We start from the raw sequence: 24160 nt of genomic DNA, 5'->3' as shown, positions 1-24160 counted from the left end.
CCTTATTTTTCTAAAGTTTCAAACACTTTTTCCCACATTTGTTTAGTCAACTCTTTTAATTTTAATGATTTTTCTTCTAATTTTTTTATGATTTCTTTGTTAGTGTCTTCATTAATAATCAAATCTATTTTTTCATATATTTCACTATCAGATGAATCTAAATTTAAAATACCTTTTTCAAAATTATAATCTTTAAAAAGCATCTGATACTTATGACTCCAACTCGTACCTAATGCAGGTGTAGCTTGACTTAAAGAACTAACTAAACTATGAAATCTACTACCAATAACCCCTGATACTCCATTAAGTATGCCTTTTACTTTTAAAGGGTCTTCTTCTTTAAAAATATTTATTCCACCAACTTCATTAGAGATACTTTCAGCTAATAAGCTATCTTTTTTACCTTCATGAATTAAAATAAAAGGTTTTTTACCTTTTTGTCTTAAATATTTTATTGATTTAGAGATCAGTTCTAAATAACTATTACCATTAGAACCAATCCAGTTTTTACTAACCATTTTATAATTTGGAATTATACAAAAATCATTATTTTCAAAATTAAAATCAACACTTGTAGCTTTAACTAAATTAGTAAAATCTGGCATATTATAAATATTATTACTATTTGCATCTATATTTTTCAGATAATTAAAAGAGACTTCTTCTCTTGCAAAAACTAAATCACAATTTTTAATTAAATTTTTCATATTTTCTTTAATTTCATTATTAGAAAAAGGTCCAAAAGCTTGAGGTAAAAGTATTAATTTTTTATTATTTTTTTTTAATTTTTTTGAATAGTTAAATAATTTCTTTGTATTTTTTACACCCCATTGATCTCCATGAGCAAAACCTGCAGCATCTAAAACTACATCTACGTCTTTAGTTCTTACTAACCCATACATTTCTCTTCGTTTTTTTGAAATAAATGAAATAAAAATATCTCCAATATCAATACCCATCTTTTCATATGTAACTTTTTGATAAATGCCTAATGAAGCTCTTTTTTTGAAAGGAGAAATATTTAAATTAGGAGTCATTACAAATTCTGCATATGGATACTTACTCTTTATCTCTTGCAAAATTGCATAAAGCATTAACTCTGCTCCTTTATTTACAAAACCTACATTTTGTATCTCTATTAACATCTATTTCCCCTTTATCTAAAAATTTTTTTAAAATATCTAAAAAATGTTTTTTTACCATTTTTATTTTCATAATAGTGCCGTGCTTTTTTTAAAATTTCATCTTTATTTTGAATTTTGTCTAATTCAATTGCAGATTGAATATGCATTTCAGACTTTTTAATATCTTTTTCATCTGTAGCTATTGAAAAGTCAAAAACAGATTGAGGATAATCGGGAATTTTCTTACCTAAATTTTTCCATGCATTTATATATGAATTAAATTTCTTTCGTTTTTTTTCTATTCCTTGGCCTGTAATAGCATCATCTGTTGAAACCTCACGTAAAGTTATAAGCTTTAACTTCATCATTTCTTCTATTATTTTAGTTCCAATTTCTGTTCTTATTAAAACTAAATTTTCTCCACTTTCATCATTTATATTATCAATTCCATGTGGATCACCCAAAACTATATCTGAATATATATTCATTTTATCAAAACATAACATACATCTAATAGGAGTAAAAAAATCTTTCATATTCTTTCTATATTTTCTATCTAAAAAAAATCTATTATTATCTTTTGTTACTAAACTAATATCCCCAGGATACTTTGTATAATATGGATCTTTAAATGAAAATTCTTTTATTTGTTGTGTTTTTATTGATAACTCATTTGTAAAATAATCCAAAGATGAATTTAACATTATTTTTTCACAAATCAATCCAATTTTAATTAATTTATCATTTAATTTTCTCTTTATTTTTTTTAAATTTTCTAATCCTTGAATGTGACAAGACAAACCTACAACTGCAATTTTACCTTTTATTTTCAAAAGTTCAGGAACTAATGAATTTAAATTTGTTGGTAAATACTTAGATTTTTGTGATAATTTTAGTTCCTTAGAGGAAGTAATTATTTTAGCTTTACTTGCAGACATTTCTTCATTCATAACTGTAACCACAGCTGCAGATACAATATCATTATCTAATAAATATCTTAATATTTCTGTAGTTATACCACCACTTTGAGAATTATTATAAATCTCTTTATCATTAGAATATCCAACATATGTAGTTTTAATATTACCAATAAAAGGATCTATTTCTTTTGTTTTTTCTTTTAATTTAATTGAAAAATGATCTCCAGGACAAACATCAAAACATAATCCACAATTTGTACAAGAATTATAATCAATTTTAGGGAATAAATATCCCATTGTTGTTGTTTCATAGGAAATACAATCATGACCGCAAGAAGAGAAGCAAGAACCACAACTATGGCATAAATAATTATCAACAACTTCAGTTATATCTCTACTTACTTTTTTCATAAATAAATTATTGTCCTTTTTTGTATATAAAGGCAATAATTATATCTAAAATATCTAATAAGAACATAATATATTATTATTTTAAATATTTCATAAATTTAGAATTTTCTTTTATCTTTTCTCTTTTAATTAAAGAATCAATAAAACTATTCCAACTTTTATCAATCTTTTTCTTAATAAAATAATCACATTTATAAAAAAATGGATTATAATTACTATGAGACAATCCATCAATTATTACTAATCTAGTTTTATGACTATTTTGCTGATACATTATATTTACGCTATTTAAATCTTTTACAAATATTTTATTTTCAAAAATATATTTTTTTAATAAAGGAACTAATTTTAATAAATTTTCGATTTCCTCAATATTATTACTATTCTTTAAATATTTATCTACTTCCATTGATATAAATCCATTACTATCTCTAATTAATTCAAAAACTTCTGCTTTTCCTAAATTTGTCTCTACTTCGCCATAATATTTTGAAAGAAAATCAAAAGGAATATCTTTTTTAATAAGCTTTTTATAATATTTTAATTCTCTTCTGGTTTCTTTATTCTCTTTTAAATCTATTTTTAAACATTTAGTTTTATCATTTGGATGCATATAGCAAACTCTATTTGTACCTTTATTTATATATAAACTTTCATCCAAAAAAATCATTTACACTCCTAGATATTGTCAAGTTGGCATTTTATCATAATAAATTTTAAGGATATAAACAGAACTATTTTTATAAAATTGCTAAATTAATAAAATAAAACTTAGGTAAAAATGACTTTAAAACAAAAAATAAAAAACTATTTATTTAAAAAAATTGCACAAAAAAAGTATAATGAAAATATAATCAATTTAAAAATTAGTAGAATACTATTAATTAGAGATGGTGGAATAGGAGATGCTATTTTAAGTTATCCTTTAATAAGGGAACTAAATAGATTTTATCCAAATGCTAGAATTGACATATATGCAAGTCTAAATAATCACTTTATGTATAAATATCTTCCAGAAGTAAATAATGTATATTTAAAGTATAAAAAAAGAAATTGGCTGAAATCATGGATAGAAATATTTAAAATGAGAAATAATCATTATGATTTAGCAATTGATGATACAGTAATAAGATTTCATAGAACTTTACATACAATGATTATTAATCCAAAATTAATATTAGGAAATACAGGAACAAAAAAAAGATATGGGTTTGATAAAAGTGAATTAAGTTTATATTATAAAGTATATAAAACTAGAGATAAAAAACTTATTCATATGGCAGATACAAGACTAAAAGTGCTTAAATTTCTTGGTATTAATAATTATAATACTAATATGATTTTTCCTCTACCTAAAGAAAAAAATATAGAAATTCAAAACTATATAAAAAAATATAAAGATTATAAGTTACTAGGATTAAATACAGATGCTTCACATAAAGATAGAACATTAAACACTAAACAAATTATTGATTTATGTAATCTACTAAAAAATGAAAAGATAAAAATTATACCTTTTTGTATTCCAAGTAAATTTGAATATTTTGAAAAATTAATTAATGAAAACTCATTAACAAATGTAGCAATACCATTTAAAACTAAAAGTATCTATGAAGCAGCTGAAGTTTTAAATGAACTTGATTTATTAATTACTCCAGATACAAGTTTTGTACATATTGCTTCAGGTTTAAACATTCCTACAGTTGCTTTATTTTGGAATGATCCTATAAAATATATTTTATGTGGTCCAAAAGCTGATAATTCAGTTGCTTTAACACCAAAAGGTACTGAGTCAAATTTAGAAAATATTAACTTAAATGAGATTCAAGAAAATGCATTTAAAATATTAAATATTAAAAAGTAAACTTCTACTTTTTAATATATTTATTTATAAACTTATCCCATCTTCTTTTTATTCTTCTTCTGGCGAAATATGGGATTTTATTTGGTAATGTAAAGTGAGAAACATCACCTAATCCATCAATTAATACCAATTCATATTTTTTTTCACTTCTTTTTCTAAGAAGAATATTTTTAGGCATCATTCCATAATTAAAGATTATTTTATTTCTTAAAAAATAATCTTTATACTCTTCTAACTCTTTTTTATAAAAATCTACACCATTTTCTTTTATATAATGAGCAAATGTTTTAGATACTTCTCCATCATAATCTCTTACAACTTCAATTATAAAACCTTCACCATGATTTGTTTGTACTTCACCATAAAACTTTGGAAGATGTTGCCAATCATTCATTCCTCTTTTTATTAACTCTTTATAGTAATCGATCTCTTTTTGTGATTGTTTATTTTTTTCTCTTTTATTATTTTTATAAGTTACTTTTACTGCTTTATTTTTATCTTCTGGATGCAAATAGCAAGCTCGTTCACTTCCTTTTCCTATAAAATCTTCTTCTTTTAAAATAAGCACTTATTCTCCTATTGTTTTAAATACTTTTATTAACTTTTTAAATTGCATATTGTTATCAAAATCTCTATCTGCTTTGTTTTTTCCAGCTTTTGCTAATTTATCTTTTAAATTTTTATTGTTATACAGTTTTTCAATTTTTTTTGCTAAATCATTTGCATTTTGATTTTCAAAAAGTAAACCAGTATTTTCATCTTCAATTATTTCTAGAACACCACCGCTATTTGAAGCAATCACAGCTGTTTGATTTTTCATTGCTTCTATTGTAACCAAACCAAAAGTTTCATTTTTAGAAGTCATTAGAACTACATCACATGCTTGCATAAATTTATATGGCTCTTTTGTAAAACCAACAAATTTCAAAACATTGTTTAAATCATGTAAATCAACTTTTTGTTTTAACTTTTCTAAATACTCTTCACTCATAGCAGAACCAATAATGTAAGCTTTTATATTTAAATTTTTTTGTTTTAGCTCTTTCATTGCCTCTATCAAAAGATGTTGACCTTTAAACTCATTTATTCTACCTATAAGTCCAACCATAAAAGAGTTTCCAACCTCTAAACTATTTTTGAAACTATTTATCTCTTCATCAGTTAAAATTTCAGCTTCATTAGCACCTAAATAAACTAATTCTAAATTAGGTCTAATATTACTAGGAATAAATTTTGTTATTTGCTCTTGTAAAGACTTTGTAACACAAATAATTGTATCGATATTTTTATATAAAAATTTGTGATAAAAATCACTTTTAAATCTAGTCATATTCATATGTCTAGTTTGAACAATTTTAGGTTTTCTTTTTGAAAGAAGTTTTGCTAAAACAATTATTGGAATATCTTTTGTCCAATGTAGATGAACAATATCAATATCTTTTTTGTCAATTATTTTTGCTAATTTAAATGCATTCAAAATAGAAAAACTACTTTTTCTATTTAATTCAAACTTTTCAATATCAGTAATATAATCTTTTAATTTTGAAATCTTTGCAACAATACAAGTTACATTAAATTCTTTTGAAAATTGATTTGAACAATTAGCCATATAAAGTTCTAAACCTCCTAAATCAGGAGATAAACAAACTTCTAAAATATTTTTATTTTTCATTCTTTTGCATCTCTAACATTACTGCATATTTCATATACGAACTAAATGCAGATATAACAGCAACATTCAAACCATTAATACCGTGAAGTATACCTTTTTTTAAAATCAATGTTTTAAATAAAGCTCCTATTCCATGAATAAATGGATCAAAAATATTTGCACGTTTTCCATCCTCGTAAGCTAAAAGTGCACCTCTTTTGATAAACTTTTCAGTAGTTCTAATCATATGAGTATAATCTTCATATGAATAATGTAACATATCTGCTTCTAAATCACATATATTTTCAGTTTGAACTTTTGCATGTCCTTTTGCAGTTGAATAATTACATTTTCTTCTATTATATAATCTTGCAACTCTATCTGGATACCACAATTTTATAAAATTTTTACCTACATATGTTTTTCTAGCAAATGAAAATGCATCATAAGGAGTGTTATCTAAATCAAGTTTTTTAATCTCTTCAATTGCATTTAAATCTAATCTTTCATCTGCATCAATGCTTAATATCCAATCATTTTTTGCAAATGGTGCCCCAAATGCTTTTTGAGGTCCATCACCCAAATACTCTTGCTTGATAACTTTTGCACCTAATTTTTCTGCAATTTCACATGTTTTATCACTACTTAATGAATCAATAACCAATACTTCATTACATACTTCTTGTACTGATTTTATAACTTCTTCTATATTTTTTTCTTCATTTAGTGTTATTATATTTGCTGTAATTTTCAAAATAAAAAAGCCTTCAATTTTAAATAAGCTTATATTATATAATAAGTTTAATTTAAATTCGATATAATGGCACTTTTAAAGGCTTTGAATGAAACAAAAAACTGCAATTATATGTCTATCAAGAGTAAATGGAGGAATGGAACTAGCCTCTGTAAAACTTGCAAGATTAATAAGTGAAGAAGTTGAAACTCACTTTATAGCAAGAGACAATAGCTACATTATAAACAAAAAAGAACATTTTTTAAATTATAAAATAAATGTGCATGAAGTTAGTTTCAAAAGTAATCTAAGCTTATCTTTAATTAAAGCTGTAAGAGAAATACTTATAAAAAATAGTATAAAAAATATTATCTTCTTAGGTGCTTCAGAGATGAAGTCTTTATACTTTGCAACACTTGGATTAAATATAAATTTTCTAATAAGACAAGGTTCAAAAAAAACTACATCCAAAAAAGATATATTTCATAAACTTTTTTATTCAAATGTTAACTATTTTGTTGGAAATTGTGAATATATGAAAAGAAATATTATAGATATTTTACCAATACCTAAAAATGCAAAAGTAACAAGAATTTACTCATCATTAAAGTTTGATGATAACATTAATTTTAATGTTTTTGATAAAACAATAAAAATTATTCATGTAGGAAGAGTACATCCAGGTAAAGGACAATTTGAAGCAATTAAAACATGTGAAGTTTTATATAAAAACAATATTGATTTTAGTATTAAGTTTTTAGGAGATATTCAAGATAAAAATTACTACTCTAAAATAGAAAACTACTTAGAAACTTGTGAATACAGTAAAAGTATTGAATTTGTTGGATATACAAATGAAGTAAAAAAATATTTGCAAAAAAGTGATATTTTTCTTTTTCCTAGTTTAGGGGAAGGAATGAGTAATGCAATAATAGAAGCTCTTGGTTATGGATTAATTCCTATTATTTATGATGACACATCTTCTCCTGAATTTAAAGATTTAGGATTTCATATATATTTGACAAAAGATAATAATGTAAATAATTTAAAAGAAATTCTTTTAAATGTATCAAATAATATTGAAGAAGAGAAAATTAAAGCAAAAGAAAATCATAAAAAAGCTTTAGAAATATTTGCTTTAAAAAGAGAACAAAATGAGTATTTAGAGCTTTTAGTTTAAGCTCCAAATATTATTTTATTTATTTGATCTATTGAATCTATAATCTTTTTAGCTCTTGCTTTCCATGTATGATATTTAATAAACTTTTCATAGGCATTTAAAGCTAGTTTTTCTCTTTTTTCTTTGTTAGAGATTAATTCATTTACTGCATTTTCCCAGGCAGTTATATCAGATGAATCTACAAGTAATGCACAATCATCATTTAAAGCTTCATATACAACTTTAAAATTAGAACAAACAATTGCTTTTTTTGAAGACATATATTCATAAAGTTTAATAGGAGACATATATTTACTAGAACGATTTCCCTCTTCATCACTTTGATATGGAGCTAATAATATATCGCACATATTTCTATATTTATATGTCTCTTTTGGTTCTACAAAACCATGAAATATAATATTAGATAATTTATTTTTATTTTTCCAATAATCAATATCTTTTTGCTTGCCACCAATTATATGAAATATAGCATTTGGTATTTTTTGTGCTAATTGAATTATTATATCAATACCTCTACCTTTAAACAAACTTCCAACATAACCAATTTGAATTTTTGAATTATCAATATTTATATTTGATGGTACTTTTTTATCTGGTATTATATTTGTTGCATTATTAGCTGCTAAAATTGAATTTAAAGATATATTACAGCTTTTATTATACATTTTTCTTAATTCATTAGAATTTACTACAAGTTTTAAATTATTGCTATTATTTTTCATAAATTTATCAAAGAAAAAATTATTTACACCTTTTTCGTTATAAGGTTCATGTTTTTCAAATAATGTAAAATAACCGCTTTTTTGTGTTAAATAAAATGCAAACATATCATCTCTTCCATAAACAATATCTGCATTTATTTTTTTTACAATATTTAAACATCTGTAAGAGTAAATTCTTTTCTTTAAATATTTAATATTTGGTGAAAAAACTTTTTTTAATTCAAAATTCTTTTCAACACCATAATATTCAAAAATATCATTTACATTTTTTTCTTCTAGCTTTTTAGTCCATGGGGCCAAAAGTATAACCTCATGACCTAAAGATGCGAAAGCATTACACATTTTCATTACATGAATACTATTTGCTGTTCTTGATGGAATAATTGATCTTGATATATATGCTATTTTCATCTTTTCCCTATCTTGTAATTCCAATAATTAAAAATAAAATCACAAATATAATATATTTAAAAAGTAAATTTCTATTCATTTTATTATATTTAATATTGTACTCTTTATTAGCAATCATTGCACTTATAAAAACAACAAATAAAGGTAGGGAAAATATATCATACAACATGCCAGGTAACATAAAGACTAACACTGCTAAAGTAAATATAATCATAATGTCTTTCTTATCTCTTGTCGTATTATTATAAGATAAAATTGAATATATTAAATAAATAAATCCAATCATTCCAACTAAACCAATTTGTAATAAAATCTGAATATATACATTATGAGGTTTTGATATCAAATCATTATTTTTAATATATTCATGTTTTTTAGGTATTATTGCATGTACTTCATCCATATGATCACCTGTACCAACACCAAATAATAGATTTTCTTCTATCACATCTAAACTATATTTTGCAAAGCCTATTCTTAATCCCACTGAAGTTTTATAATTATCATTATTTACAATTTTTTCTATACTATCAATTGTTTGATTAACTCTATAATTTACAGTATTAGAATAATTATAGGCTAAAGTAGAAATAATACTTAAAATTATAATTGTTGAAGCCATTACTTTAAATATTTTTTTTCTAAAAGTTAATATAATTACAACTAAAATTATAAATATATATAAAATATATCCCGTTCTACTTGCAATAAAAGACATATTTATAGTTGCAGTTGTCATAAAAATTAAACTAAATACTTTAACTAAAGTTGAAATATTTTTTTTATTTAGTAAATTATAAAGTAATATTGCAATAACTAATGCTAATCCAACATTATGTGCACTGTGATGCATAAAAGGAGCAGGACTAAAAATTTTAGTTTTCCAGATTTCATATTTTCCAATATCAAATTCATAAGGCAATGCACCAAAATGAATTAAATATGAAAAGATTTCTGCTGTTAACATACCAAAAACAAATGCTGCTACAATTCTCCAAACATATCTAATATCAAGAAAAGATAAAAACATTAAAGGTAAAAGTAAATATTTAATTTTATCCATATGTGATTTACCATACGAAATATTATCAGTATATAACATTCCAAGTGCATTAAGCAAATAAAAAATTAAAAAAGCTTGAACTATTTTATTTGAAAAAGCATCTTTTAAATAAAACCAATAATCTCTTCTATATAAAAAAAGAACTAACATGGTAAAAAATAAAGAACTTTTTGCATTATTATTAATGGGAATTAAAAACGCATATAAAACTAAAAGATGGTTAAGCCATAAAGTAATTTTATCTTTTATATTTTGAGAGGGTGATTTAAATATATTAATCATTTATTTCCTTTTGTTTTATTATATTCATTATTAATTAAGTATTGAGATATTGCTAAACATGCTTTATAATAATCTAGCATTGGTTCCCCTTTTTGTTTTAAATCATTAAATTTTATAGCTTTATCTTTTTTATTTACTACTAATGAACCATTTAATCCATAATGTTTAAGATTTTCATTAAATAAATTATGTCCTATTGATATATATTTCTGGTTTTTAAGAGTAAGGTTATATAAAGTTGGGAAGATATCTTTATGGGAACCTGCAATAGTAGTATCGATTTTTAATTTTTTTCTTAACTCTTTTGGAATATAAAAATATAAAGGAATATTTTTTGAATTTAAAACTTTATGATCATCATATTTCATTATTCCATCAATTGTATTATTATCAGCAGTAATTGCAATAATAGTATTATCTTTGAATTTTGTCTTTTTAAATTTATCTAAAAAGATACCAATTTGATCAATTGCATATGCATAAGATGCAAATCTTTTCTTTGCCAAATCCATATTACCAGTAATGTGTTTTTTTAAATTATCACTAAATATTAAGCTATTTCTTTTATAATCAGCTGGAATATTATAAGGTGGATGATTATTTGTTGTTAATGCAACAATAAATTGTTTTTTCTTAGAATTTTCAAGTTTTTTAAGTATATATGACATCAAATACTGATCATAAATTCCCCAAGGATGAAAATACAAATCATTAGCTTTTGATTTATTATGTAAACTATTATATATATTAATTTTCCCATCAATATGATCATAACTTTGATATTTTAAAAAATCTTCTATATCTCTCCATGTCAAATCTCCTCCATAAATAAAGCTGGTTTCATATCCATTTTTTTTATATAAAAATGCAGGGGTATAAGTAAAAGGTGTTTCTTTATAAATTGATTGAGAAAAAGCAAAAGATAGTGGTCTATGAGGAATATTTAAAAGAAGTGATTCTAAACTTGAAATTGTTCCATCACCAGCAGAGATGAAATTATCAAATAAGATATCTTCATCAAAATGTTTTTTTAATGATCCTAAAATATTAAATTTATCACTTTGATACTTTAATATTGGCTTACCAAAACTCTCAACCATAATAACAATAACATTATAATCTTTATTATCTAATTTTACAGTTTTTCTTGTAATATTAGATAAAAGATCTTTTTTATTTATATTTGAAGTACCTTTATACAATTCAAATGCTTTTTCAATATTATCTTTATATCCAGTTGCTTCTATTAAATCATATTCTCTACTTAAAAATTTTTTTCTTGCATGTAAAGCATTAGTAAAAGCCCTAACACCATTTTGAGATACTTTATTTACAAAATCATTTCTTGATACATTAGGTATCATTTTACCAAGGGGATACATACCTATTGTTCCTCTAATTACAAAGAAATTTAATACAAATAAAATTAAAAATATACCTACTGAATACTTTATACCAAAAAATGATTTATATTGTTTATTTTTAAGTAAAAAGATTTTTTTTATAATCAAGAAAAGAAAAAGTACATAGACAAAAAATATTGACAATATCAATACTACATTATAATTTTGCCAAAAAGTTTGCATTAAAGCACCTGTATCATCATCCATAAGACCAAAAAATATAATATTAATATGCTCTTTAAAATATGAATAAAATCCAAAATCAGAACATAATAATAAACTTACAATTAAATAGCATATAAATACATATAAAATTAGAAATTTTTCAAAATATTTTATTAAAGTACTATTTTTAAGATAATACAATACTATTAAAATTAATGTAGGGATTGCTTGAATATAACCAATAACAGTTAAATCAATTCTAAAACCAAGAAAAAAAGCTTTTAAGATATCAATATAATAGCCACTTAAGCTATCCAATGGCGAATAATAATTAAAAAATACTATTCTAAATATAGACATAAAACCTAAAAAAACAACGTGCACAAATAAAAGTTTTTTGAATATATTAAGTACACTTGACATTATATTTTGATTCATTTATCTGTTTCCTGTAAATTATACAAAATATCAAAAAGTTTAAAAAATAAAATCACATCATTACCAAGAATTTTTTTTATAAATTTGTTTTTACTTAATTTAATTAAAAAAGAGAATTTACTTGCAAGTTTTTGAAGTCTATTTTTAAAATCATAATTTTTTGTATTTTCAATATATTTATCAATAATTTTTATATAATTTATTTCAACTTTAGCTCTAATTTTTGTTAAAGACAATAAAAAAAGTAAAAAATCTCTAAATTGTAAAGTTTTTAAATCAATAGAATCATCAAAACTATCTTCTAGATCAATTACATAAACTTTATTATTTTTAAAAGTTAAATTTCTAGCTTGTGCTCCACCATGATATTGTTTTTTATTATGTATTTCTGATATTGCATCAATTGATTCATTTATATAAAAATCAATAATAGATTGCTTTGCATCTTTTTTTCTAATAAAAGAATTAATACTTTTTCCACTATCATCTAATACAAAAAAATCTTCATTTTTAAATATAACATTAGGAACATTTATACTTAAACTTTTAAATTTTTCCAACTTATTGCATTCAAAATTTAAGGCTTCTTTAGCACTTTTTTCTTCAACTGGTGTTATAAGTTCTAAATTAAAAAGCTTATAATAAAACTTATGGGAAAAAGATGATTTTGTTGCTCTTGCTTTTTTTAACCAATACTTTTTATCTTCATAAAAAAAAGAATGAATATCACAGTTACTATTTTTATACTCATTTAAAATATAATCTTGAAACTTTTTATGCATATACTAACACCAATATCCAACAAATTATATGTAAACAGATTGAAAACATAACTGCAGTTGATCCAATATCTTTTGCAGTTTTAGCTAATGGAGCAAACTCTTTAGTTACTAAATCAACTACATTCTCAACTGCAGAGTTAAGTAATTCTACTATTAAAACTAAAATTCCTGTTGTTAATAAAATCAACTTATTTGTTAGTGTAGTATCTATAAAAAAAATTGCAGCAATTATAAAAATTGCACAAATAAGTTCTAACTTAAAAGAACTTTCTGTTTTTAATACATGTTTTAATCCACTTAAAGCATATTTAGTATTTTTCAGTAAATGATATTTTGGTTTATTATTCATATTAACTTTTATTTCTATTGTATAAATTTTTATAATATTTCTTCCATCTTTTATGTTGCCAAAACCACAAATGTGGGTATTCTAAAATCTGTTTTTCAATTATATTTGATTGCATTTGAGTTAATTCTTTTATTTTATCATCGGTTTTAAACTCTAAATTTTTACAATCAATCATATCTCCAACTTTTAAGGTATAATCTCTAAAATCATTCATCACACAAAAAATTGGAATAATCACAGCATCAAGTTTTAAACCTAATCTTGCTGTAGCATCAGTTGCCATTACTTTCTTATTAAAAAAATCGATTTCAATACCATTTTTCATATGTTGATCAATTACCAATGCAACTGCTTTTTTTTCTTTAAAAGCCTTTAACATTCCTTTTGCAGCAGATTTTTTTTCTAGCATTGTAATATTATTTCTATCTCTTGCTTTTTCATACATATCATTTATATATGGATTATCCATTTTTCTATTTACAACTGCAAGTTTCCCATACTTTAAAGCAACATAAGGTAGTGCAATTTCCCAACCACCATAATGTGCAGTTATATAAATTATTTTTCTATTTTGCTTAATTGCATTTAAAATAACTTCTTCATTTTCTATATTTGCTTTACTAATTAGTTTTTCTTTTGATATATGTTGATTTTCAACAAACTCATATAAATTAAATAATAAAGATTTATATGAAGTAAAAATAATCTGTTGTTTTTCTTTCTTAGTTATTGAATCACCATATACTAAATCTAAATTTACATTTGCAATATGTAAATGCTCTTTATTAAATTTATTAGCTAAATGTGCAATAAATATTAATATCTGTTTTGTAATAAATTTAGGAGTTATTAATATAATAAATTTAAAAATGTTATATAATATATATCTATAATAATCCTTAATTTTTCTCTTCATAAAGAATTTCCTTCGCCACTTTAACAATATTTTTTTCATCTATATTTTTAATTGAGAAATCATTTTTATCCAATTTAAATGGATTAACCTTTGAATTTGACTCAATTATCTTATTTATTTTTGTTATATACGTATTTCTATATCCAGGTGTATTACCAAATAGTGTTATAGAAGGTATATTTAAAGCCCATGCCATATGAGTTGGTCCTGTATCATTTCCAATAACTAAATCAACTTTTGAAACAAGTGCTTTTAAACTATTTAAATCCAATTTAGGTAAAGCTTTTGCATTTTTAGAATTTTTTTCTACAAAATCTGCTATATCTTTTTCAGTTTCACTTCCCCAAGCTATTAAAAAATTTTCATCTATATAATTTACTATTTTAGCAAATTTTTCTTTAGAGTACATCTTACTTGGCCAACTTGCACCAACAATAAAAAGAATATTTTTTTTACTATTAGTTAAATATTCATAAATCTTTTTATTCTCTTCTTTATAAAATAAAAAAGGATCTTTATTTAAAATATTCTCTTTAGAAATTTCAAACCTTAAAGGTGATGATAATATTTTTGTATTTCTTTCTATTGCATTTTTATCATATGCAATTTCAATTTTTTGATTATAAAAAAAAGCTGCTATTTTTTCTCTTGTAGAGTTTTTTGAATATCCAGCTACATTTTTCCCTATTAATTTAGATACTATTGCTGATTTCATCAAGCCTTGCGCATCAATAATTAAATCATAATTATTTTTAGAATAGTTTTTAGCTAATTTTATCTGATTGAAAATCTCTTTTTTATTATCTTTTATCTTTTTTAGATTTAATTCATATATATTATCAATATGAGGATTATTTTGTAGTATTTGTGAAAATGCTTTTTCAACAAACCAATCTATTTTTAAAGAAGGATACTTTTTTTTTATAAATTGTAAAGCTACCATTGCATGAATAATATCACCCATTGCAGATAACTTTACAATAGCTATTCTTTTAAATTCTTTCATTATAAAATTTCTATATTTAAATCATTTGGCTTTTCTAGTTTATCTAATGAAGAATCAACTAAAAAAGAGTACTCTGGAAGTTTTATATATAAAGTATTATCTTTTAATTCATACTCAACTTTTGGTCTTGAAAAATCTTGATTTATCATTAGATTTAAAGATATCATAAAAGACATCCATTGCATTGTTTCTAAACTTGGCAATAACTCTTTATAATCAACTAAATCTTTTTTTGTTGGCAATGATTTTTTAGAAAACTTTATTGTATGTGCAACTATGACTCTTGAAGTATGTAGAAAATCGTAATTTAAACCATTTAATATAAAGTTAAAAGTATTATCATTAACTTTATAAAAATTCAATGTTGTACCAATTGATTGTAATTTTGAAGAGACAACTAAAAAAGTTTTAAACTTATCCTCTAAGTTATGAATAGGTTTTAAAACTTCAAATATTTTTGCAGCATTATTTCCTAAGTATGAGCTTTGCTTATTATCAACTTCAAATCTATCAAGAAGAGATCTTACACTTACATTGAAATTTGATGGAAATTTATGATTAGAGTTTCTTAATAAATCACAAAGATAAACTCCTTCTCGAACACCCACTCCAGAAGTTATAACTCTATTTATATTTAACTCTTCTAAAATTGTATTAAATATAAAAGTACCCTCTTGTATGGTGTCAAATCTATCTTTTTTTATTCCTAGTGATTTTAATTTATCACTAGATTTTGCATCAATAATTTTGTTAATTAAAATTTTTTGTTCTGATACATCATACGTATAACCATGCAAAACATCTAAACAATAAGAATTATTTTTCATAATAACTTTTGTTATTGCTCTGATACTTCCACCTATTCCCACTGCAACTTTTGGAATGTCAACACCCAATTCAAAAATTTTTTTAATATTTTGTTTTATATATTTTTTAGCTTCTTCAATATTGCCTTTATGAAAAAATAATTCATTTAATCTTACAGTACCTAAATCTAAAGAGATAGTTTTTTCAATAATTCCATTTTTGATAAAACAAAATTCAGTTGAACCTCCACCAATATCAATAGTAACAAATTCATTATTGTGAAGTAAATTTAATGCAGCCACTCCACCATAATATGCTTCTTTTTCACCATCAATAATTTTAACATTTAGCCCTAGTTCTTTACTTACTCTTGATAAAAAGACTTTTGAATTTGGTGCATCACGAAGTGCAGATGTAGCAACACAAATCACTTTTCTAGATTTTAGTGATTTTGAAATATTTAAAAAAGATTTCAATGAATTAAAAGCTCTATTCATTGGAATTTCCTGAAGATTACCACCATTTTCATAGCAACCTTCAGAAATTTTAACTCTACTTTTTGTTTCATTTACTAAATGAAATGCAAATCTACTACTTTTTTGTAATACAACCATTCGCATTGAGTTTGACCCAATGTCTATAATAGTTGTAGTTTTTGCCATTTTAAGCTTCTTCTTCTTCTTGTAATTTTTCGTATTTGAAATTTAACTCTTCCATTGTTTCTTGATTATCAGGATCAACAATAATACAGTCAACTGGACAAACTTCAACACATGCTGGTTCTTCATAATGTCCAACACACTCTGTACATCTGTCAGAATCAATTAGATATATTGGATCACCTTCTTCAATCGCATAATTTGGACACTCTTCTCTACATGCATCACATGCTATACATTCATCTACTATTATTAAAGACATTTACTACCTAACCCTAAGTTGAAATATTATCTTGGATTTATAACCTAAAGTTTATTAATAGTATCTTTAACTAGATTAAAAGTATGGATATTTTTAGCAACAATTAAGAATTTATCATTTTTATACACATTCAAGTCACTACTTAAATATAATCCAGCAGCAATATCAAATTCTCTAATTTTACCTAAAAATAAAACAAAATTGTAATTTCTTGCATCACATAAACTTAATGCAATTGCACCTAAACTTCTGAATTTTATCTTATTTTTATACAATTCTTTACAGATTTTGGGATTTTGATAAGCTCTTTCAACTATAGATACTTTTGGTTTTTCTATTTTTGGTTCTTCTATTTTTTTGTTAGTTTTTAAATCAATTTTTGTAAGTTTTTCTTCTTGTGTTTTATAAGTTAATATGCCTGTAGCAAGATTACATACAACACCAGCTACAATTTTTCCATTTTCTTCTAGTGCAACAGAAGTTCCATAGTAAGGCAAATTAGTAGCTAAATTATCACTTCCATCAATAGGATCAATTATTATTCTTTTATTTATATTTGAAGAAATATGTCCAGTCTCTTCAGAAAATATGGAACCATACTTTTTCAAATATAAAATAAATATCTCTTCTGCTTTTAAATCAATTTTTAAAGTGTAATCACCACCAAAACCAACTTCTCCACTATACAAAAGATCATCACTGCATATATGAGTATTTACATACTCATATATACTTTTATTTGCATCAATACAATCTTTAATGAAATCAGTCATTAAGAAAGTGCTTTAATTATCTCTTTTGCGGCATCTCTACCATCTGCTGCAGCTGTTACTGCAAGATGAGCACCTCTTCTACAATCTCCACCTGCATAATATTTATCATTTGATGTTTTAAAGTTATCATCAATTACGATTCCACCCCATGAATTAGTTTCTATATTCATGTGATTTAAAAATGCAGGAGCTTCAGGAGAAAAACCTAATGCCATAATAATAACATCAGCTTCTTCAAAATATTCGCTTCCTTCAATAATTTGAACTTTTTGTCTTCCTGATTCATCTGGATCACTTAAAGTTGTTTTTTGAAGTTCAATTGCAACTGCTTTTCCATTTTCAACTTTTACAGATTTTGGAGAAACATTGAAAATATATTCAACACCCTCTTCTTTTGCATTAACTACTTCTTTTTTACTTCCTGGCATATTTGCTTCATCTCTTCTATATAAGCACTTAACCGATTTTGCTTTTTCTCTTACAGATGTTCTAACACAATCCATAGCAGTATCTCCACCACCAATAACAACTACATTTTTATTTTTTACATCTATAAAATCGTCAACTTTTTGACCAAAATTTCTTTTTTGAATTCTTTTTAGAAAATCAATTGCTAAGTGTACATTAGCAGCATCTTCACCTGGAACTCTAGCAGTTCTACCTAAAGTAGCACCAATTCCTAAAAATATTGCATCAAACTCTTTTTCTAAATCATCAATTGATTTATCTTTTCCAATCTCACAATTTATATGTAGTCTCATACCAGCTTCTAGTAGCCAGTTAATTCTTCTTTCAACTACATTTTTATCTAACTTAAATCCTGGGATTCCATAAGTTAAAAGTCCACCAGCTCTATCATCTCTTTCAAACATTTCAACAGCAATTCCTTTTCTAAGTAGAAAAGTAGCTGCAGAAATTCCTGCAGGACCAGAACCAATAATTGCAACTTTTTTATTTAAGCTAATAGGTGAAAATTTAGGTTTTAAACCTTTTTCAAAACCTTTCTCATTAATATGAGTTTCAATAGCACCAATTGATACAGCGCCATGTCCTGTATTTAAAGAACAGTCACCTTCACATAAAACATCATGAGGACAAATTTTTCCTAAAATTTCAGGAAATGGTGAAGTTTCATTAGATAATGCAAATGCTAAATCTAAATCTTTTTCAGCTGTTTGTTTAAGCCATGCTGGAATAAAGTTATGCAATGGGCATTTAGAGTGGCAGTATGGATCACCACACTGCATACATCTATCTGCTTGCTCTTTTGCCTTATTTTGTCCAAATACTTCATAAACTTCATTAAAATCTTTTAATCTTTGTAATACATCTCTTTTATTTGGATTTATTCTTTCAAACTTTGTAAAATTTAACATTCTAATCTCCATTCTCAGGGTCTAGTGGTAATACTTTCATATCTTTTGGTTTTACCATCCAGAAATTTCTAATTTCTGCTCTAAAGTTATCTAAAACAGACTCTGCTTTTTCACTACCAGTTTCATTTAAATAGTTAATCAATAATCTTTTTAAATATAATCTTTCTCTTTCTGTATCATCAGTATCAATTCTAACTGCTTCAATTAACTCTTGATTCATATTATCAACAAATACTTTTTCATCATCATAAATAAATGCTAAACCACCTGTCATACCAGCACCAAAGTTAATTCCAGTTTGTCCTAAAATAACAACAATACCACCAGTCATATATTCACAAGCATTATCTCCTGTTCCTTCAACAACTGCTGTACAACCAGAGTTTCTTACTGCAAATCTTTCACCTGCAGTTGCTTTTACATATAAAATACCACCTGTAGCACCATATAAACAAGTATTACCAATACCAGCAAATTCTTTACCTTGATTAAATGGATTAATTACAATTTTACCTCCATTCATACCTTTACCAACATAATCATTTGCAACACCTTCTAAATTTAAAGTCATACCTTTACTTAAAAATGCTCCAAAAGATTGCCCAGCTACACCTTTTAAATTAATATTAATTGTATTATCAGGTAAACCTTCATCTCCGTAAAATTTAGCAATTTCACCAGAAATTAATGCTCCAAAACTTCTGTTAAGGTTAGAAATCTCTTCATTTACTTTAACTTTTAAAGTTGGTTTTTCAATTGTTCTATATACTTTTTTTAAGATGTCTTTTTCAAATCTATTTTTATCAAAAGGTTCATTTGATTCTTTTTGACAAGTATCAATACCATCAACTCTTCTTAGAATATTTTGGAAATCAAACTTTTTAGCAAATTCATCATCAATTACTTTTAATAAATCACTTCTACCTACAATCTCTTCTATAGTTTTATATCCAAGGCTTGCAAGAATTTCTCTTACTTCTTCAGCTAAGAAAGTAAAGTATGAAATTAATCTTTCAACAGTTCCTTTAAATTGATCTCTTAAATCTTCATCTTGTGTTGCAACACCAACTGAACATTTATTTGTATGACAAATTCTTAAAATTTTACAACCAAGTAGTGTAAGTGCTGCTGTACCAAATGCATAAGACTCTGCACCTAACATCGCTGCTTTTACAATATCAAGACCTGTTTTAAGTCCACCATCTGTTTGTACATGTACTGATTCTCTTAAATGGTTTGCTTTAAGTGCATTATGCGCTTCTGATAGTCCAATTTCCCATGGATTACCTGCGTGTTTAATTGAACTTAAAGGAGCTGCACCTGTTCCACCATCTCCACCTGAGATAATAATTTTATCAGCATATGCTTTTGCTACACCAGCTGCAATTGTTCCAACTCCAATTGAAGAAACTAATTTTACAGTAATTTTAGCATCTGGATTAACTTGTTTTAAATCAAAAATTAATTGAGCTAAATCTTCAATTGAATAAATATCATGGTGTGGTGGTGGAGAAATCAATGTTACACCAGCAACAGTGTGTCTTAATGTTGCAATTAATGGAGTTACTTTATGTCCAGGTAATTGTCCACCTTCACCTGGTTTTGCACCTTGAGCAACTTTAATTTGTAACTCTTGTGCACTTCTTAAATATCCTGGAGTTACACCAAATCTACCTGATGCAATTTGTTTAATTTTAGAGTTTTTAAGAGTATTAAATCTTGCTTTATCTTCTCCACCTTCACCTGAGTTTGAAGATCCACCAATTGTATTCATTGCCATTGCTAAAGCTTCATGAGCTTCTGGTGAGATTGAACCACATGACATTGCTGCAGTAGAAAATCTAGTAAAAATACTCTCTTTTGATTCAACTTCTGAAATATCAATCTGTTCTTTATCTGATTTAAACTCTAAGAAATCACGAATAAATTTTTTATCTCTATTTCTTACTAACTGTTTTAAACCTTCAAAATCAGATATATCTTCTTTTTTTGTTGCACTTTTATTATGCATTGCAATTGTTGTTTTTGGTCCGTAATCGTGATATTCACCACCATCAATATATTTATAAAAACCACCTAAATCAAGAGGGAACATATGATTATTATCATAATATGCATTGAAATGAGATTTTTCAATTCTTTTTTCAATTTCTAAATATCCAAGTCCAGACAATTCACTATGTGCATTACAAAAACAGTCAGAAACTATCTTATCTGATAATCCAATAATATCAAAAAGTCCTGAGTTTCTATAACTTGCAACTGTAGAAATTCCCATTTTTGACATAATTTTTAATAAACCAGCATTTAATGATTTTTGTGTATTTTTAAGAAGTCTTTGCATCTCATATTTTGCAACTTCTTTTCTCTCATAAAGTTTAACAACAGTTGCATACATTAAATATGGATAAATTGCAGCAGCACCAAATGCTAATAAAACAGCAGCCATATGTGGATCATATACTTCACCAGTTACACAAACTAAACAAACACAATGTCTAATTCCTTCTTTTAATAATAACTGATTAATATAACCTACTGCCATAGCCATTGGTATAATTTTCTTAGATTTTCCAACTTCTCTATCATCTAAAATAACTACTGTAAGATTATCTTTTTTAACAGAATCTATAACATCTTTACCAAGTTGTTTTAAACTAGCTTCTAAATCATCTTCAAATGATGTAGAAAAACTTTGATTTTTATAATATTCATCATATCTTGGAGATGTTTGATTACCAAATGATAATAAAACATCATATTTCTCTTTCATTAAAATTGGACTTGCAACTTTTAGTCTTTTTGAATAAATCTCTTTTTCAGATAAAATATTTTGTAATCTCCCAAATCCTGTTTCTAAAGACATTACAACTTTTTCTCTATATGGATCGATTGGAGGATTTGTAACTTGCGCAAACTTTTGTCTAAAAAAATCTGTAAAATTCCTATTTGCTTTTGAAAATGCTGCTAATGGTGTATCATCTCCCATAGAACCAACTGGTTCTTTACCATCTTTAGCCATTGGGTCAATTACTTGATCAATTGTTTCATAAGTAATATTAAAATATTTTTGTCTTTTTTCTATTTCATCTAATTTATAATCATCTAATTCTAAAAATGACTCATCAATATACTCTTGCAAATATTTCATGCCATTATTAAGCCATTTCGCGTAATTTTGAGAAGATTTTAAATAATCATTAATATCATCTTCTTTCAAAATTTTTCCATATTTTAAATCAAGTCCAATCATTTGTCCTGATTGAAGTCTCCCTCTTTCTAAAATATTATCATCATCTATTAACAATGTACCATACTCTGATGTAATATAAATATTTTTATCTTTTGTAATAATATATTTTGATGGTCTTAAACCATTTCTATCTATTAAACATCCAATGTGTCTACCATCAGTTAATGAAACTGCTGCAGGACCATCCCAAGCTTCCATACTAGCTGCTGTATATTCATAAAATGCTCTTAAATCAGAATCCATATGTGGAGCATTTTGCCAAGGTGCAGGAACTAAACTTCTTGCAGCTTTAAAAAAATCAACTCCATTTACTAACATAAACTCAAACATATTATCTAGTGATGCAGAATCTGAACTACCTTGTTGTAAAATAGGTAATATTCTTTTTAATTCTTCATCAGTAAAAATATCTGATTCAATTTTTTCAGATTTTACTTCTACACTAAATCTATTTGCTTCAACTGAATTAATTTCTCCATTATGTGCAATTGTTCTAAATGGTTGTGCTAATTTCCATTTAGGAAGTGTATTTGTTGAAAATCTTTGATGAAATAAAGCAAATGAGATTTGAAAATCTTCATCTCTTAAATCTAAGAAAAAGTGCTTAATATGAGTAGGCATAACAAGCCCTTTATATGCAATTACTTTTGATGAAAATGTAGGAATATAAAAATCTTCTTTGTCTTGTAGTTTATGTTCACACTCTTTTCTTGTTAAATAAAGCATTGCATCAAATCTTTTTGATGACATTAAAGTACTAGGTGTTACAAAAACTTGAATAATATGTGGTAATGTATCTAGTGCTTGTTGTCCCAATGCATCTTTATCTACTGGAACATCTCTAGTCATTAATACTTTTAAATCATTATTTTCACAGTATTCTTTGAAAATATCTAAATCTTTTGTATCTTTTGTGAAAATCATTGCCACAGCATAAGTTTGAGGTAAATCAATACCATTCTCACGTGTAACTTTTCTCATAAAATAATCTGGCATTGAAAGCAATAAACCAGACCCGTCTCCCGTTTTTCCATCCGCTGCAACTGCACCTCTGTGCATCATTCTTTCCAGCGATGTAATAGCATCTTCTAAATTTTTATGACTTGGTCTATTTTTTAAATTTGCCAATAAACCAAAACCACAATTGTCTTTAAAAGATGTTAATAAGTCTAAGTTAGAACCCATTATTTTCCTTTTTGTTAATATAGTATAATTATTATATCCCTTAATAAAAGTATTACAGTGTATCTAAATTTTCATTAAAAAATGTTTAATTTGACTTGTATAAGCAACTACTAAGGTAAAATTTGTTTCATAAAGTTGTGGTTACAAGACGGTAACCTCGATTTTTTCTTTTAACTTTTAAAAAAAATTATAGCTGAATAATTTTTTTTAAAAATAGAATTTTGTTATTTTTATAGCATCATTACGTACATATATTTTAGTTATTAATTTGTATTTTTAAGCATTATTTTATCAATGTGATATTTTTTACTAAAAATGCTATTCTATTGCTACTTTTTGATCAAATTGCTATAATTAGCATATGCTCAATTATCGATTTTTAGGTACTTTTGTAACACAACAGTAATAAATTTTTAAATTTG

The 24160-nt window shown here is 24.9% G+C and carries 20 protein-coding genes; 2 read left to right on the top strand and 18 right to left on the bottom strand.

The genetic code is table 11. The features are described from left to right. Positions 1-2 precede the first annotated feature (2 nt). The 3 genes from CRU93_RS05385 to CRU93_RS05375 all read right to left on the bottom strand — a co-directional run bounded on the left by CRU93_RS05385 (position 3) and on the right by CRU93_RS05375 (position 3125). Positions 3-1145: a polysaccharide pyruvyl transferase family protein gene (locus tag CRU93_RS05385; protein WP_129103163.1), complete on the bottom strand. Its 1143-nt coding sequence runs from the start codon at positions 1143-1145 to the stop codon at positions 3-5. A gap of 11 nt (positions 1146-1156) precedes the next feature. Continuing rightward, positions 1157-2455, bottom strand: a complete 1299-nt coding sequence (locus tag CRU93_RS05380; protein ID WP_129103162.1) for a Coenzyme F420 hydrogenase/dehydrogenase, beta subunit C-terminal domain — start codon at positions 2453-2455, stop codon at positions 1157-1159. Between the two features lie 76 nt (positions 2456-2531). Further along, positions 2532-3125 carry a YrbL family protein gene (locus CRU93_RS05375; protein WP_129103161.1) on the bottom strand — a complete coding sequence of 198 codons (594 nt, stop codon included), beginning with the start codon at positions 3123-3125 and terminating at the stop codon, positions 2532-2534. A 111-nt stretch (positions 3126-3236) separates the two neighbouring features. Here CRU93_RS05375 and CRU93_RS05370 point away from each other — a divergent pair, with 111 nt between their 5' ends. After that, entirely contained in the window at positions 3237-4319 is a 1083-nt protein-coding gene (locus tag CRU93_RS05370) for a glycosyltransferase family 9 protein (protein ID WP_129103160.1), read from the top strand. A gap of 4 nt (positions 4320-4323) precedes the next feature. Here CRU93_RS05370 and CRU93_RS05365 read toward each other — a convergent pair whose 3' ends face one another. The 3 genes from CRU93_RS05365 to CRU93_RS05355 are packed head-to-tail and all read right to left on the bottom strand — an operon-like array spanning position 4324 to position 6724. Next, entirely contained in the window at positions 4324-4887 is a 564-nt protein-coding gene (locus CRU93_RS05365; protein WP_129103159.1) for a YrbL family protein, read from the bottom strand. Beyond that, positions 4888-5991, bottom strand: a complete 1104-nt coding sequence (locus tag CRU93_RS05360; RefSeq protein WP_129103158.1) for a glycosyltransferase family 4 protein — start codon at positions 5989-5991, stop codon at positions 4888-4890. After that, complete coding sequence (locus tag CRU93_RS05355; RefSeq protein WP_129103157.1) at positions 5981-6724, bottom strand: glycosyltransferase family 2 protein; 744 nt, start codon at positions 6722-6724, stop codon at positions 5981-5983. Before CRU93_RS05355 ends, CRU93_RS05360 begins: the two co-directional genes overlap by 11 nt. 88 nt (positions 6725-6812) lie before the next feature. Between CRU93_RS05355 and CRU93_RS05350 the strand changes: the two genes are divergently transcribed. Beyond that, entirely contained in the window at positions 6813-7883 is a 1071-nt protein-coding gene (locus CRU93_RS05350) for a glycosyltransferase (RefSeq protein WP_129103156.1), read from the top strand. On the opposite strand, the gene CRU93_RS05345 is transcribed toward CRU93_RS05350, so the two are convergent. Genes CRU93_RS05345 through gltB form a run of 12 tightly spaced genes read right to left on the bottom strand, consistent with a single transcriptional unit; the run spans position 7880 to position 23738 of the window. Beyond that, complete coding sequence (locus CRU93_RS05345; RefSeq protein WP_129103155.1) at positions 7880-9019, bottom strand: glycosyltransferase; 1140 nt, start codon at positions 9017-9019, stop codon at positions 7880-7882. The two genes, CRU93_RS05350 and CRU93_RS05345, sit on opposite strands and share 4 nt — an antisense overlap. A gap of 7 nt (positions 9020-9026) precedes the next feature. Beyond that, the gene (locus tag CRU93_RS05340) at positions 9027-10364 is read right to left on the bottom strand and encodes an O-antigen ligase (RefSeq protein ID WP_129103154.1); all 1338 of its coding nucleotides are present in this window, start codon (positions 10362-10364) and stop codon (positions 9027-9029) included. Next, a complete protein-coding gene (locus tag CRU93_RS05335) occupies positions 10361-12370 on the bottom strand; it encodes an LTA synthase family protein (RefSeq protein WP_129103153.1) in 2010 nt (669 codons plus the stop codon). The genes CRU93_RS05340 and CRU93_RS05335 overlap by 4 nt, the downstream gene beginning before the upstream one ends. Beyond that, positions 12367-13152, bottom strand: a complete 786-nt coding sequence (locus tag CRU93_RS05330; protein ID WP_129103152.1) for a kinase — start codon at positions 13150-13152, stop codon at positions 12367-12369. The genes CRU93_RS05335 and CRU93_RS05330 overlap by 4 nt, the downstream gene beginning before the upstream one ends. Beyond that, positions 13145-13501: a diacylglycerol kinase gene (locus CRU93_RS05325; protein ID WP_129103151.1), complete on the bottom strand. Its 357-nt coding sequence runs from the start codon at positions 13499-13501 to the stop codon at positions 13145-13147. The genes CRU93_RS05330 and CRU93_RS05325 overlap by 8 nt, the downstream gene beginning before the upstream one ends. Before the next feature lies 1 nt (position 13502). After that, positions 13503-14417 (bottom strand): lipid A biosynthesis lauroyl acyltransferase, encoded by a 915-nt coding sequence (locus CRU93_RS05320; RefSeq protein WP_129103150.1) that lies wholly within the window; start codon positions 14415-14417, stop codon positions 13503-13505. Then, on the bottom strand, positions 14401-15423 hold the full coding sequence (gene waaC, locus CRU93_RS05315; protein ID WP_129103149.1) for a lipopolysaccharide heptosyltransferase I: 1023 nt from the start codon (positions 15421-15423) through the stop codon (positions 14401-14403). Before waaC ends, CRU93_RS05320 begins: the two co-directional genes overlap by 17 nt. Beyond that, entirely contained in the window at positions 15423-16892 is a 1470-nt protein-coding gene (locus CRU93_RS05310; protein ID WP_129103148.1) for a Ppx/GppA phosphatase family protein, read from the bottom strand. The genes waaC and CRU93_RS05310 overlap by 1 nt, the downstream gene beginning before the upstream one ends. A gap of 1 nt (position 16893) precedes the next feature. Beyond that, on the bottom strand, positions 16894-17151 hold the full coding sequence (locus CRU93_RS05305) for a YfhL family 4Fe-4S dicluster ferredoxin (RefSeq protein ID WP_129103147.1): 258 nt from the start codon (positions 17149-17151) through the stop codon (positions 16894-16896). A gap of 44 nt (positions 17152-17195) precedes the next feature. Continuing rightward, the gene (locus CRU93_RS05300; protein WP_129103146.1) at positions 17196-17924 is read right to left on the bottom strand and encodes an inositol monophosphatase family protein; all 729 of its coding nucleotides are present in this window, start codon (positions 17922-17924) and stop codon (positions 17196-17198) included. Continuing rightward, on the bottom strand, positions 17924-19300 hold the full coding sequence (locus CRU93_RS05295) for a glutamate synthase subunit beta (protein WP_129103145.1): 1377 nt from the start codon (positions 19298-19300) through the stop codon (positions 17924-17926). The genes CRU93_RS05300 and CRU93_RS05295 overlap by 1 nt, the downstream gene beginning before the upstream one ends. A gap of 1 nt (position 19301) precedes the next feature. Further along, positions 19302-23738 (bottom strand): glutamate synthase large subunit, encoded by a 4437-nt coding sequence (gene gltB / locus CRU93_RS05290; RefSeq protein ID WP_129103144.1) that lies wholly within the window; start codon positions 23736-23738, stop codon positions 19302-19304. Positions 23739-24160 lie beyond the last annotated feature (422 nt).

Origin of the sequence: Arcobacter sp. CECT 8985, from assembly GCF_004116495.1 — a bacterium.
In the GTDB taxonomy this organism is placed as follows: Bacteria; Campylobacterota; Campylobacteria; order Campylobacterales; family Arcobacteraceae; genus Malaciobacter.
This window is presented reverse-complemented; position numbering and strand designations above follow the sequence as displayed.